The 15,428-nt window shown below is 42.4% G+C and carries 10 protein-coding genes; all 10 read left to right on the forward strand.

All coding sequences use genetic code 11. The features are described 5' to 3' along the window. The 10 genes from D0T66_RS07885 (at position 1) to pstC (ending at position 15,357) form a co-directional block, all read left to right on the forward strand. Positions 1 to 2,271 (forward strand): family 20 glycosylhydrolase, encoded by a 2,271-nt coding sequence (locus tag D0T66_RS07885; protein ID WP_163356715.1) that lies wholly within the window; start codon positions 1 to 3, stop codon positions 2,269 to 2,271. Positions 2,272 to 2,450: 179 nt separating this feature from the next. Next, on the forward strand, positions 2,451 to 3,416 hold the full coding sequence (locus tag D0T66_RS07890) for a FecR family protein (protein ID WP_163356716.1): 966 nt from the start codon (positions 2,451 to 2,453) through the stop codon (positions 3,414 to 3,416). 308 nt (positions 3,417 to 3,724) lie between these two features. Then, on the forward strand, positions 3,725 to 7,000 hold the full coding sequence (locus tag D0T66_RS07895) for a TonB-dependent receptor (RefSeq protein WP_255489770.1): 3,276 nt from the start codon (positions 3,725 to 3,727) through the stop codon (positions 6,998 to 7,000). Between the two features lie 20 nt (positions 7,001 to 7,020). Further along, entirely contained in the window at positions 7,021 to 8,616 is a 1,596-nt protein-coding gene (locus tag D0T66_RS07900; protein WP_163356718.1) for a SusD/RagB family nutrient-binding outer membrane lipoprotein, read from the forward strand. A 46-nt stretch (positions 8,617 to 8,662) separates the two neighbouring features. Beyond that, on the forward strand, positions 8,663 to 9,742 hold the full coding sequence (locus tag D0T66_RS07905) for a glycoside hydrolase family 18 (protein ID WP_163356719.1): 1,080 nt from the start codon (positions 8,663 to 8,665) through the stop codon (positions 9,740 to 9,742). 25 nt (positions 9,743 to 9,767) lie between these two features. Beyond that, entirely contained in the window at positions 9,768 to 10,946 is a 1,179-nt protein-coding gene (locus tag D0T66_RS07910; RefSeq protein WP_163356720.1) for a DUF1735 and LamG domain-containing protein, read from the forward strand. Between the two features lie 88 nt (positions 10,947 to 11,034). Next, on the forward strand, positions 11,035 to 12,090 hold the full coding sequence (locus D0T66_RS07915) for a discoidin domain-containing protein (protein WP_163356721.1): 1,056 nt from the start codon (positions 11,035 to 11,037) through the stop codon (positions 12,088 to 12,090). 171 nt (positions 12,091 to 12,261) lie between these two features. After that, positions 12,262 to 13,296, forward strand: a complete 1,035-nt coding sequence (locus D0T66_RS07920; protein ID WP_163356722.1) for a hypothetical protein — start codon at positions 12,262 to 12,264, stop codon at positions 13,294 to 13,296. Positions 13,297 to 13,471: 175 nt separating this feature from the next. Continuing rightward, positions 13,472 to 14,509 carry a phosphate ABC transporter substrate-binding protein PstS gene (gene pstS, locus D0T66_RS07925; RefSeq protein ID WP_163356723.1) on the forward strand — a complete coding sequence of 346 codons (1,038 nt, stop codon included), beginning with the start codon at positions 13,472 to 13,474 and terminating at the stop codon, positions 14,507 to 14,509. After that, the gene (pstC, locus tag D0T66_RS07930; RefSeq protein WP_163356724.1) at positions 14,509 to 15,357 is read left to right on the forward strand and encodes a phosphate ABC transporter permease subunit PstC; all 849 of its coding nucleotides are present in this window, start codon (positions 14,509 to 14,511) and stop codon (positions 15,355 to 15,357) included. Before pstS ends, pstC begins: the two co-directional genes overlap by 1 nt. Positions 15,358 to 15,428 lie beyond the last annotated feature (71 nt).

Below are 15,428 nucleotides of genomic sequence, written 5' to 3' on the forward strand. Positions count from 1 at the left end.
ATGAAAAAGATATTATTAGGTGTTTTTATAGCGGTATTCAGTTTTTGTTCGCTACAGGCAAAAGGAGAACCGCAATTGCCCATTATTCCTTACCCGGCCAATATTCAGCTATTGGATGGGAGTTTCGAATTGAACGGGAATGTATCTATCGTAGTGACAGATACTAAACGATTCGGCAATGAGGCATCGTATTTGCAATCTTTGTTACAAAGTGTGCTCGGCAAAAATGTTTCGGTTTCGAAAAAAGCGAAAAAGAATGGCATCGAAATCCGTTACGACGCGGCCTTGTCTTCGGATGAGTCCTACAAACTGGATATAGCATCGGATAAAGTTATCATTCGTGCCAAGGACGGCAAAGGTGCTTTCTATGCCATACAAACCTTGAGGCAGCTGCTTCCGTTTGATATGCAAAATGCCGTGATGCTCCCCAATCTCAAAATAGAAGATACCCCGGGTTTCACTTGGCGGGGAATGCATCTGGACGTATCGCGCCATTTCTACACGATGGATTATCTGAGGAAGCATATCGACCGTTTGGCATACTACAAATTCAATAAATTCCATATCCACCTGACCGACGATCAGGGCTGGCGGATAGAGATAAAACAATATCCTAAACTGACTTCGGAGGGTGCATGGCGTACACTCAAGAATAAGCACGATTCGACCTGTATCGCGCGCTCGAAAGACAATCCGAACTTCGAAATCGATCCGCGCTTTATCCGCGAGAAGGATGGCGAGGAAATATACGGCGGCTTCTATACACAAGAAGAAATGAAAGACCTGATTGCTTATGCTCAGGCAAGACACGTCGAAATCGTTCCCGAGGTAGACATGCCGGGGCATATGATGGCAGCTATCAACGCCTATCCTTTCCTGTTGGATGGTGAAGCCGGATGGGGAGAGTTGTTTTCTACGCCTATTTGCCCGTGCAAGGAAGATGTATATACATTTGCCAAAAATGTGCTTAGCGAGATAGCCGATTTGTTTCCGTCGGAATATTTGCACATCGGCGGAGATGAGGTAGACATGGAAACATGGAAAGAATCAGAAAACTGTCAGCGGTTTATGAAAGAGCATAATCTGGAAGATGTGCATAAATTGCATAGCTACTTTATCCGCGAGATGCAAAGTTTCCTCGAATCGAAAGGGAAAAAGACTATTGCATGGGACGAGCTCCTTGATGGAGGAACAAATTCGAAAACGATAATCATGTATTGGCGAGGATGGGTGAAAGATGCTTCCCTGAAAGCTGTGGAGAATGGCAACGAGGTGATTATGACCCCTACCAATCCGCTGTACTTCGACTATGCCAATAACAATACCAGTACGTACAACGTCTACACGATGGATGTCGTATATCCTGATATCCCCGCAGATAAGAAGCACCTGATATTGGGTGCGCAAGCCAATCTTTGGGCGGAATATATACCTAACGAAAGGCAAGCCGAATATCAGATGTATCCGCGTATGCTGGCATTAGCCGAAAGGGTATGGACAAATGATCCGCACCATTACGACGATTTCTATGCCCGTTTGTTGCAGCACTATCCTAAACTGGATGCGATGGGCGTAAATTATAGATTGCCCGATATCGAAGGATTTGCCTTGGAAAATGTTTATGTAGGCTCAACTCAATTCAAGGTGAATAGCCCGTTACCGGATATGACGATTCATTACACGTTGGACGGCAGCGTGCCGGAACGGACATCTACAGAACTATCGTCACCGGTCTCTATTGCTACCCCTACAACATTGAAGATGGCGCTATTCAGCCCGGGGGGCGTAAGAGGTGAAATCTATAGCTTGAATTTCAAACCGAGCGAGATGAAGGAAGCCGTTAAGGTAGAGAATCCAAAAGCAGGTTTACAATGCAGCTTCTTTGACGGAGCCTATAAGACGACTAAAGAGATGGCCGGTAAGACGCCGGATGAGGTATTTGTCGTTTCCAGCATCAAAGCACCAAAGGAAACCAAACAATTCGGGCTAATATTCGATGGCTATATTGATGTGCCTGAAACCGGTATCTATAGCTTCTTCTATACGTGCGACGACGGAGGTGTGTTGTATATAGACAACGAATTGGTTATCGACAACGATGGCTGGCATTCCGCTATCCTGCAGAGCGGGCAGTCTGCAATGAAAAAAGGGTTGCATCCATTCAAACTCGACTTTGTAGAAGGTGGAGGCGGCTATACGTTGAGGCTTCAATATAGCTTTAACGGAAGTGCACCGAAAGATATTCCGGATAGCTGGTTCAAACATAAATAAGCAGGGATTCCCGATCGAGAGCGGGATATTCCCATGGGGCATCTTCTAAAGATGCCCTGCTTTTGTTAAAATTATAAATAATTGACTTTTTTGTTAGGGGAAATCAATTTTCATGTGTTTTAAATATAACGAGAAGATAATTATAATAACGAAAAAAAAGTATCAAGCAACTGGCAGACATGAATCAGGAAACATTATATAGATTTTTTAATGGGCAAACATCCGAAGAAGAGAACGCTCTTCTCGAAAAATGGATTGGTGAAAGTCCGGATAACGAACGTACGTTTCTTGAGCAACGAAAATTGTTTGATTCGATACTGCTGTTGAAAGACGAGCACGATATTCAGTCTATTCTCGCAGACAAAAAAGAAGAAGCCGCCTTGTATCCGAAGCGTAGGTATAATCTTTTTAGAGAGGTGCTGAAAATTGCGTCTGTTGCGGTGATAGCCTTTTTCGTAACCTATTTTCTGATAGAGAAGCCGGAAGAGCCTAATTATACGGCTATGCAAACGATAACTGTTCCTGCCGGACAGCGTATAAATATTGTATTGCCGGATGGGACGAATGCATGGCTCAATGCCCGCACGACGATTCAATATCCCGTTTCATTTAATGCTAAAGAGCGTTTTGTGAAATTGGATGGTCAGGCATACTTCGATGTTTATCATGATGAGGAAATCCCTTTTATTGTGGAGACAGAAAAGGGAAGAATACAGGTGTTAGGGACACAATTTGATGTATTAGACTATTCTGGTGCCCATTCCTTCGAGACGGCATTGATGGATGGTTCGGTGAAAGTATCTTTGCATGCCGACCCAAAACAGGAAATGATCCTTTCGCCCGATAACAAAGTGTTTCTTGCCGATGGGAGATTGCAGCAGGTAGCGCTGACCGATTATAATTCGTATCGCTGGAAAGAAGGATTGATTTCGTTTGTCAATAACCCTTTTGTCGATATAATGAAAGAATTTGAGAAAAGTTATGGTATCGAAATAGTTATTCATAATAATACAGTGTCGGACTATTCGTACACAGGTAAATTTAGAATAACAGACGGTATCGATTACGCCCTGAGAGTTTTGCAAAAGGATTTACATTTTACTTATACGCGGGATACCGAAAACAATATAATATACATCAAGTGAATTGATAGGGGGAAACTAAGTTTCCATACAGAATGAACCGTTACCGGAATTGAATCTAATTGAATGAATATATAAAATGAATATATAAGGAGTAGAAAAACAAAAAAAACAGGAATGCTTATGAAAAACAACAACTAAAATGGATAAAAAAAATGCCAAAAAATGCGGCAACATTCTTTGGCATAGCTGAAAAAATCAATACAAAAATATCGTATTAACTTTATTATCATTACAAATCTATGAAAAATAACGATTTGCCAGATGTTTTTCCCAAAAAATATCATTCGGCTAAACAATTCCTTAGAATTATGAGAACAGCAATTCTGCTATTACTATGTAGTGTACAGTTTTTGTATGCAGGAAATTCGTATTCTCAGACATCGAGAGTATCGATAAAAATGAAGAATGTTCAGTTAGATAAAATACTGACTGAAATTGAAACTCAAACCGACTATTTGTTTATCTACAACAATAAGGTAGAGGCTAAACAAAAGCTCTCTGTTAATGTGGTAGATAAACCGGTAAACTCTCTTCTATCCGAATTGTTCAGTAGTACAGATATCACTTACTCTATGGAAGGGAATCATATTATTCTCTCGAAAAAAGAAGTAAATGCTGCACAACAATCAAAAACGATTTCGGGGACGATTGTAGATAAAACGGGCGAACCGCTTATCGGCGTTAGTGTTGCCGTCAAAGGGACGACCAATGGAGCACAAACGGATATCGACGGTAAATTCACATTGAATGTCAATGACGGAGACATAATTGTCATTTCCTATGTTGGCTATAAATCGCAGGAATTATCGGTCGGAAACCGTACAGTATTTAATATCACTCTCGAAGAAAGCAATATCGCTCTGGAAGAGGTTGTTGTAACGGCTCTGGGTATTAAAAGGTCAGAGAAAGCATTGAGTTACAATGTACAACAAATAAACTCCGACGATTTGACTACCGTAAAAGATGCCAACTTCATGAACTCTCTCTCGGGAAAGGTTGCAGGGGTTAACATCAACGCATCTGCTACAGGTATCGGTGGTGCTACACGTGTGGTGATGCGTGGTACAAAATCGATAACGAAAGACAATAATGCTTTCTATGTAATAGATGGTATTCCGATTATGAATACTAACAAGGGTTCATTAGAACATAATAACGAATATAACCTTCAGCCACGTGGTGAAGCTATTGCTGATTTGAACCCGGAAGATATCGAAAGCATTACAGTGCTGACAGGTCCTTCGGCTGCTGCCCTTTACGGGTCTGATGCTGCAAATGGAGCAATTGTGATTACTACTAAAAAAGGGAAAGTAGGAAAACCTCAGATTACTTACTCTAACCAAACGACTTTCTCCAAACCATTTATAATGCCGGAGTTTCAACGTACATACGGAAATAAACCGAATGCTTATGCGAGCTGGTCGGATGAGAAACTGACTACTCCTTCAAGCTTCAGTCCGAGAGATTTCTTCAATACCGGTAGCAACGTGCAAAACTCATTGAGTATGTCAGTCGGTAGCGAAAGAAGCCAGACTTATGCTTCGCTATCGGATACAAGAGCCGAAGGTATCATCCCAAATAATACATTCGAGCGTACGAATGTGACGTTGAGAAATACGACCAACTTCCTGAACGAAAAAATGACATTGGATTTCTCCTTGTCATATGTTCGTCAGAAAGATAACAATATGCTTGCACAAGGACAATATTTCAACCCGTTAGTGCCTCTTTATACTTTCCCTCGCGGAGAAGATTTCAATGCTGTAAGAACGTACGAAGATTATAACTCGACACGTGAGATTTACGAACAGCAATGGGCTTGGGGCGACCAGGGCTATAACATGCAGAATCCATATTGGTTAGCATATCGTAACAATCAAGGGACTAAAAAGTCGAGATACATGGCAAATGTTAGTCTCCAATACGATATTCTTGATTGGTTGAATGTAAAAGGACGTGCCCGTATCGACGAATCGTCAGGAACTTTTACCCGCAAATTGAATGCGACAACAATCGAACTGTTCTCGGGAGAAGAAGGTTTCTATCGCGCTCAAAAAGAACAGGACAGACAGAGCTATGCTGACTTGATTGCGACTGTTAATAAGCGCTGGGATGATTATACATTGTTTATGAATGTCGGAACAAGTATCATGGACTCCAAACTGAGTACATTAGGTGTTCAGGGTCCTTTGCAAGTTATCCCGAACTTCTTTACAGCGCAGAATATCGACCCTAACGGCCGTAGTGCAATGTATATAGACGAAGGAACCCGTATTCAGACTCAATCTGTTTTTGCAAGTGTCGAAGCAGGCTGGAAAAGCATGTTATATCTGACGTTGACCGGTAGAAATGACTGGGCATCTCCGTTAGCCAATACATCCAAAAGTTCATTCTTCTACCCATCGGTAGGTTTGTCAGGTGTAGTTAGCGAAATGGTCGATCTGCCAAGCTTCATCTCTTATATGAAAGTGCGCGGATCTTTCGCCTCGGTAGGTTCTGCTATCCCGGCTAACATCTCTTATGCAACTTATGCGTATGACCAATCTATAAATAAATGGGAAACGCAAAGTATCAAACCTGCACATAATCTGAAACCGGAAAGAACCGATTCATGGGAACTCGGATTAAGCTCGAAACTCTTTGGTGACAAAGTAAATGTAGATCTTACGTTCTACAAATCGAATACGAAAAATCAGACATTCCTTGTTCCGATTTCAGCATCTTCGAAATATAAGAGTATGTATATTCAATCGGGAAATGTCGAAAATAAAGGATTGGAAGCTTCTGTCTCGGTGAATCAGCATCTGGGAGCGGTGGCCTGGAATACGACTTTCACGGCAAGTTATAACAAAAATAAAGTTATAGAACTGATCGATAATTATTATGATCCTGATCTGAACCAATATATATCATTGGATACGTATAACGCAGGAGGTACAGGTTCTCTCCAGATTCGTCTTGAAAAGGGAGGAACTATGGGCGACTTGTGGACAACCAACGAATTGGAAAGAGATCAGAACGGATATATCTATGTCGATCCGGCAAATGGTTCATTGAATGTTGTAAATGAACTGAAAAAAGTCGGTTCAGTATTACCGAAATGGAATTTAGGATGGCGCAATGATTTCGACTGGAAAAACTTCAACCTTTCGTTCCTCATCACAGGACGTATCGGTGGTGTTGTAGCTTCTCCTACCCAGGCTATCTTAGATGGTTTCGGGGTGACAAAAGCGACTGCAATTGCACGAGACAAAGGTGGTATCCCTGTCAACAACGGAACAGTAGATGCTCAGACATGGTATGAGACTATCGGTGCCGGAAAAGTTTACTCTCATTATATCTATAGCGCTACCAACTTCCGCTTGCAGGAACTTAGCTTGGGTTATTCGTTCCCATCGCAATGGTTCGATAACAAGTTGAACCTGAAAGCATCTGTTGTTGGACGCAACCTGTGGATGATATATAACAAAGCTCCGTTCGACCCTGAACTTACAGCGTCGACAGGAACTTACTTCCAGGGAATAGACTATTTTATGCAACCGAGTCTGAGAACCATCGGGTTTAATATTCAGGTTAAATTTTAAAACATAAACTTAAGATTATTATGAAAAATATATTATCGCTTACTGGAGTCAGAGTATCGCTAATGGCGCTTGTTCTGCTATGTACAGCTTCATGTACGGATAACTTTGGAGACTATAATAAGCGTGGAGATCAACCGACTGCAGAAGAAATGACAAGGCCTGTGCTGTTGAATTCGATGATACAACAGATGCAGAATTATGTGATACCCGTTCAGGAGAATGCTTATCAAATGAGTGAAAATCTGATCGGACATATTTATGGACGCTATTTTGCCACTACAAACGGAGGATGGTCTACGACTTTCTCTTTTTTCAATGCCGGTGATGGTTGGATAAACTCGCCGTATAACGATGTTTTCCCAAAAACATATGAAGCATGGGGAAAAGTAAAAGAACTCACAGAGGCTGAAGGGGTTTATTATTCTTGGGCACAGATATTGCGAATTGCTGCTATGCACCGGATGACCGATATGTATGGGCCGATACCTTATTCTAAGCTGAGTGAAGGAACCGGAGGTATTGCTGCTGCATACGATAGCCAGGATATTGTATACAAGCAAATGATTGATGATTTGGATGCTGCAATTGATGAGATAACACTCTACGTAGCGGCTAACCCATCGGATAGAAGTATGTACAAAGCCGACCTCGTATATGGCGGAGACTTCAGCAAATGGCTCAAATTTGCTCGTTCGCTTAAATTCCGTATCCTGATGCGTATGGTGTATGCCGACGAGGCGTATGCAAAGGCAGGTATCAGAGAGTTAATGGATAACGAATCACTCTTGATGGACTCGAATGGCGATAATGCCAATATTACAGTTAACCGGAATCCATTGAATGTTATGTGGGATTCTTATTCGGATTGTCGTGTAGCTGCAGATATTGTTACTTACATGGAAGGTTACAGCGATCCTCGTATGTCGGCTTATTTTGCTCATGGCGAGGCTACTTTCTCAAATGGAAAATACAATGGACTTCGGGTAGGTATTCTGCTCGACAAGAACTGGTCTTTGAAATATTCGACACCGAACGAGCCGGAATCGAAGAAAACAGTTCTTTGGATGCCTGCATCGGAAATCGCATTCCTGAAAGCCGAAGCTAAACTCAGATGGAGCGATCTTCCCGGCGGAACTGCCGAAGACTATTACCGCGAAGCAGTACGCCTCTCTTTCGAGCAGCATGCGGCATCGGGTTATGATACTTACATCGAAAATGATACGAAAACTCAGGCAGCTTATGTCGACCCGAATCTGACTCCGAATAACAGTACTGCGGCGTTGAGTACTATCACAATCAAATGGGAAAGTACAGATACTGACGAGCAAAACTTAGAAAGAATCATTACGCAGAAATGGATTGCACTTTATCCGCTCGGAACAGAAGCATGGAGCGAACACCGTCGTACGGGTTATCCTCGTTTCTTCTCCGTGCCGAGAGTTCAGAACACAGATGCGTCATTGGCTACACGTCTGGCATCGCGCATTCCGTTCCCTCCTGACGAAAGATTGAATAATACGGCGAACTATAATGGTGCTGTCTCATTACTCGGAGGAGCTGATAACTATAGTACCAGACTCTGGTGGGATAAAAAAGTTGGAAAACCGAACTGGTAAATTCAAATAATTTGGTTTTATACACAAATCATAAAAACTGAAAACGATGAAAAAAATATTATTATACATCACAACCTTGTTGCTATTTGCCGGTATCGGTACTGCATGTAGCGACTGGACGGAAACTGAGGAAAAGGATTTCCTTTCGACTGAACAAACCGACGAATATTATGCCGACCTGAGAGCCTGGAAGGCTACTTACCGCGACAGACAAGTCAGCTTCGGATGGTTTGGTAACTGGACAGGTGTAGGAGCCAGTTTGCAGAACTGTATGGCAGGATTGCCCGACAGTATCGATGTGATCTCTCTGTGGGGGCCATGGCATCCATACACTTTCAATGAGAAAAAGAGAGCCGATTTTGAATATGTGCGCAAAGTAAAAGGTGTGAAAGTGATGGCTTGTTCTTTTACGATGAATGTGGGAGATAACCTGACACCCGAAGGTGTAGACAAAAATGAATTCTGGGGATGGGATGCAACTGATCCGGTGAAACAGGAAGCTGCTATCCGGAAATATGCAAGAGCATTTGCCGATAGTGTAAATGCCGCCGGTTTTGACGGATTCGATATCGACCACGAGCCATATCACGGAGGAGCAGGTAATCTGGCCAGCTACGAAGACCGTATGCATATCTTTATCGATGAGTTAGGAAAATACTTTGGTCCTAAATCAGGAACAGGAAAACTGTTGGCTATCGATGGCGAACCTCACTCTATTGCACCTGAATCGGGTCCTTACTTTGACTACTTTATCGAGCAAACTTATGGTAACTTGGGAGGTAGCAATAGCGATACCAGCCTCGACCAGAACAGAATAAAAAAGCCGATAGAAAAATTTGCAGCTTATATGACTCCTGAGGAGGTAGCCGCAAAATATATTTGTACCGAGAATTTCGAGAGTTTTGCAATGGCAGGCGGAGTTGGCTATACGACACGTGATGGCGAAAGTGTGCAATCGTTGAAGGGTTTTGCGATGTGGGAACCTATCTATAACGGAAAATTACTGCGCAAAGGTGGTTGTGGTACATATCATATGGAATATGAGTATAAAGTAGCCAAAAAATCGGGATTTTATCCGTATATGCGCGAAGCTATTCAAATAATGAATTCTGCCCAGAAAAAATAAACATAAACTCTAATAAAATTCAACTATGAAAACAAAAGTAAAGAATATATGTCTGTTAGGAATAGCCTTCCTTATGCTTCATCTTGGATTTTCGAGCTGTGATGATGCTAATGATGATGTGGTGAGAGATGTTGTATACTTAGCCAATGCCCGCAATATAGACAAATCGGAACAGTTGACTGTTGATGTCGGCGGAAGAACCGTTTCGGTTGCCGTCAGAACGGATAGACCAGTGAAAAGCGACTTGGATGTAACGCTGGATATTAACGAAGATTACCTGACAGAATACAACAAAAGAAATGGTACAGGTTATCTGCTTCTGCCGGAAACTTATTATACTTTTTCGGATACTCACGCTAATATAGAGGCCGGTAGAGAGTCTGCTGCACCTACTAATATTCATTTGGAGCCATTGAGCGACGAAATGAATAAGTCGGGTATGACTTATGCCCTTCCGGTAGGCATCTCGTCCGCTGATGGATATGCTATCCTCGAGTCGGCATCGAACTATATTTTTGCTATTATGCCGATACCAATGGCCGACGTGCCGATGTTCCAACGTGGAAACACAATGATATTAGCCATGCAAAACGATCTTGTTGTAAACCGGTATACGGTTGAAATGTTGTTTAAAATCAGCCAGTTAGGAGAAGGTGTGGGACAGATGAACAACCAGATCATATTCACCGCAGGTGGAGGTCAGAAGATCTTTATGCGATTTGGCGATACCGGCCTTCCGGGAACAACGCTCAATGCCGTGACTATGGGCTCACGCTTGAATAGTAAAACGCAATTCAAAGCAGATAAATGGTATCATGTTGCACTTACAAACGACGGTACGAACGTAATTCTCTATGTGAATGGTGTAGAAGATGCACGTATGTCTTCGCCCGGAACAACAATTACAATGTTAAAAGGTGATTTCCATTTCTGTGGAGAAAAAGCTAATGATGGTTATATGAGATCTAAGATGTGGGGTAGCCAGTTGAGAATCTGGACAGTTGCCCGTACGGCCGATCAAATCAGAAACAGCATGTACGGAGTAGATCCTGAAACTCCGGGACTCGAAGCCTATTGGAAAATGAATGAAGGTGCAGGCAATACATTTGCAGATGCTACAGGCCACGGCCATAATGCTTATGGCGAGGAAGCCAGTGTAGCTACGCAATGGTTCTTAAACGAGAGAGTAGAGGTTGGGAGATAAGAGAGGTTGAGGTATGTAGCTCTGCGAGTTTGTATGTGGGGCTACATCCTTTTACAAGGTTAATTCAAAATAATATAATAAAAAGATTATGAAAAAGATAAATATACTCCTTTTATTGTCAGTGCTTATATTGGCCTTCTCAGCCTGTTCTGACGATGACGATTCGAAGGATGTGAAAGATATAGAAATTTTGGGCACTGATAATGACACGATCTTCCTGATGCGTTACGATCAACATCAGCTCGAAATAAAAACAGATCCTAAAAATGCTGATGTGACTTATGTGTCGAACAATGCCAAAGTCTTTACCGTTAGCCCTACGGGGATGATTGAGGCCATGGATGGTGGTTTTGGACACCTGATAGTTGTCGCACCTAATGGAGAGTCGTGGACACAGACCAAATGTGTTGTTCATGTAACAGCTTTGGTGGATTCTATTTCATTGGTTCCGGGAAATAAATATACTTTTATAGACGCAGGAAATACTTTCGATGCCGGAACGGTGTATAGTGGATTGCCTAAGACTGCCGCTAACCGTACACTCAGATACGAGATAGAAGATCCTGCTATTGCCAGTGTTGATGCGAACGGAATCGTTACTCCTTTGACGACTGGTATCACCAAACTGAAAGCTATATCTACGGATGGTGATAATATCGAATCTGAATTTATCTGGATTTACTCGAAATATCCAAGGCCTGCACTCAATACGACAGGATGGACCGTTACGGCTTCTTCTATCTATTCGTTAAGCTATTACAATTGTACTAATTTGATAGATGGATTAGCCGGAAGTTCTAACGCATGGATGTCAGGAACAGCCGGGCTGCCACATTGGATATTGATAGATATGAAGTCTGTACAACAATTCGACAAAATATTGATACAGAATTCGGTCTTCAAATATCTGAAAACGATGAAAATATATGTCAGCACAAAAGATGAGAATGGCGTGACGCATGATGATGGTTCGTTCGTACAGATTGACCAAAAACTCTTCCTGGCAAATTATGATTCGCAAGCGTCGGATTATTTGCCTGAAGTACATTCGGCTCGCTATGTTAAGCTCGTTATGCCGGATACATATGCATCTTACGCCGGAATGGTAGGATTTGATGAAATAACCTTCTACAAGGTTCCATAAACTAATTATTTGTATCGCAAATAGTTTTAAGGAGGCCGAACCCCGTCAGGGTTCGGTTTTTCTTGTTATATATAGCTTCCGGGAAAATATTAACAGGATATTAACCGTTCTTTAGTAGGATTGTATATTTTTGCGTCTACTTTTGTCCCGAAACAAAAGAAGAAAGAGACTATGAAGAATTGGAGATTTATTTTTTTTACCCTGTTACTCGTTTGTGCATCAGGTGTATATGCGCAGAAAGATACCGTTGCATTCAAACCGTCGGGCAAAATCATAGCCCGTGCATTTATCGACTATAGCACTGGTTTGAGCAGCAATACGAACGAAGATACCGGTTTCGACATCACGCGTGCCTTTCTGGGCTATAATTATAAATTTACGCCTACACTCGAGGCGCAGGTGATTATAGACGGAGCATCGGGGAAAGACGAAAAAGGAAATTACGAGGTTTATCTCCGCAATGCTTATGTCAGGTGGAGAGATTATGGCTTCGATGTGAGTGTGGGCGAGATCGGCATGCTGGCATTTAATGTGCAGGAGAAATATTGGTATCACCGCTATGTATTGAAATCTTTCCAAGACCAGAATAAGATGCACCACAGCGTAGATGTCGGTGTTACGGCAGCCTACCAGTTTGCACCCTCACTCTCGGCAGATGTCACCATTGCCAACGGAGAGGGATATAAAAAGGTGAAGAAGAATGAGAGTACCCGTTATGCCTTAGGATTGACTTATAAGCCTGTCAAAAATATGGTATTACGTGCATACGGAGACATCTATACCAAGAAAGACACGCTGATGCGCGACGATTTGCCTGCAGGTGTATTGGATGCAACTTATAAAAATCAATATTCCATGGCCTTATTTGCCGGATATATGGACGAGCGTGTCTCGGGAGGAGTGGAATATAGCCGTGTTTTCAACAAAGGATTTATCGACAAGAAATCATATTATGGTTATTCGGCATACGCTTCGGTCAAAATTGCGCCCAAGTGGCGTGTGTATGCCCGTTATGATAATATGGATTCCAAATCTCCGTCCAATTTCACCGACCCGTGGAATAGCAACGACGGACAGCTAATGATTAGCGGTATCGAATTTCAGCCGGTCAAGCAATTGAAAATATCTCCCAATATCCGCAATATCAATCCCGACCGGAACAAATCGGAACAGTATTTGTTTATTAATTTAGAGTTTAATCTCTGATATTAATAGACAATAGTAGACGAGTTGACAAGTAAACATTCTTTACTTGTTTACTAATATACCCGTTAAGCTGTCTACTGTTTTCAGATTTAACCGAAACGTAACATTAGCGTAATACCCCTGTCACAATACTTGAATAATATTGTATTAGAATTTTTAAAATAGATACAACATTATGAAAAAAGTATTGTTTTTTTCTTTTATCATTGCCCTCATCTTCACATCATGTGGCAATCAGTCTTCGAAATTATCAGGAGCAGGAGCGACTTTTCCCGCACCATTCTATAATATCGTATTCAAAGATTTTGCTAAACATTCGGGAGTAAATGTAACCTATGGTGCTATCGGTAGTGGTGGCGGAATCCGTAGCCTGAAAGATAAAACAGCCGATTTCGGCGCGACGGATGTATTTCTGTCGGATGCGGAACTGGAAGAATTTGGTTCGGACATAATTCACGTGCCTACCGCTCTCGGTGCGGTGGTGCTATCCTATAATCTGAACGGAGTAAAAGACCTGAAATTGAATGCAAAGGTCGTTTCGGAAATATACAGGGGAGAGATAACAAAATGGAACGATGAACGTATAAAGGAAATCAATCCGGGCGTTAATTTGCCCGACAAAGCCATTACCCCTGTCTACCGTTCGGATGGTAGCGGAACGACCTATGTTTTCTCTGACTACATGTTCAAAGCCGATGCTGCATGGAAAGATGCCATAGGCAAAGGGAAATCATTGAACTTCCCTGCCGGTATTGCAGCTAAAGGTAACCCGGGTGTTGCCGGAGTAATAGCCGAGACAGACGGTTCGATAGGTTATATCGGTTCTGAATATGCATTGGCTTTGGCTATTCCGGCTGCACAGATGCAAAACAGCTCGGGCAACTATATCGTTGCGGATGATAAGAGTATTTCGGCTGCCGCTAATGTGGACATGCCCGATGACACCCGTCTGATGATTACCAATTCGTCTAACCCTGAAGCCTATCCGATTAGCACTTTCACATGGGTTATCGTTTACAAGGAGCAGTCTTATAACGGGCGTACGGTAGAACAGGTACAGAATCTGGCAAACCTGCTTAATTATATGACAGGCGAAGAGGGACAGCGTGTGGCGGTGAAGACGCATTATGCCGCATTATCCGGTACAGCCCTTGAGAAAACAAAAGCAGCGATTAAAGCAATAACATTCGACGGACAAGCAGTCTTGAAATAATGAAAGATAAACTATTCAAAGGCGTTCTGTTACTGGCCTCGTGCCTTATCATCCTGCTCACGGCAGGGATTATATACGGGCTTGTGAGCCAGAGTACAGCAGCCCTTTCGGAATTTGGAATAATCAATTTTATCACTTCGGGAGAATGGGACTCCCGAAATGATGTTTACGGGGCGCTGCCCTTTATTGCAGGGACGATGCTGACAGCGATATTAGCCCTGCTGTTTTGTATCCCATTCTCCCTATCGGTAGCCTTGTTCAATGGAGAATATTTCAGAAAAAAGAAAATTTCGACAATTGTTAGTTCGGTTGTCGATTTGTTGGCAGGTATCCCCTCCATTGTCTATGGTTTGTGGGGATTCTATGTCCTGCGCCCGGTAATTGTAGATTTAGGAATTAACGATCAGGGATTCGGCATATTGCTGGCTTCCATCATTCTGGCTATTATGATAATCCCCTATGCCTCCTCACTCAGTACCGAGTTTATTTCGATGGTGCCCAACGATTTGAAAGAAGGAGCATATAGCTTGGGAGCAACCAATCAGGAAGTAATCCGAACCATTAGCCTACCCGTTGCCGGTTCGGGTATCTTCGCCGCTTATATCCTTGCCTTTGGACGTGCCTTAGGCGAAACGATGGCCGTCACGATGCTTATCGGTAATACCAATAATATCCCACTGGGGTTGGGTGATACGGGTAATACGATGGCGAGTATTATTGCTAACCAGTTTGGCGAGGCAAGCGGATTGAAACTGAGTTCATTGATGGCTATCGGGTTGTTGTTGTTCCTCATAACGGCATCTATCAACTTCGTAGCCAAGTATATAATGAAAGTCATAAATAGATAGTTACAAGTTACTTCGCCCTGCGGGCAGTTACAAGTGTACGAGTAGGGCAGAGCCGTATGCCTGCTTAAAAG

The organism is Dysgonomonas sp. 25 (genome assembly GCF_010501075.1).
GTDB lineage: Bacteria > Bacteroidota > Bacteroidia > Bacteroidales > Dysgonomonadaceae > Dysgonomonas.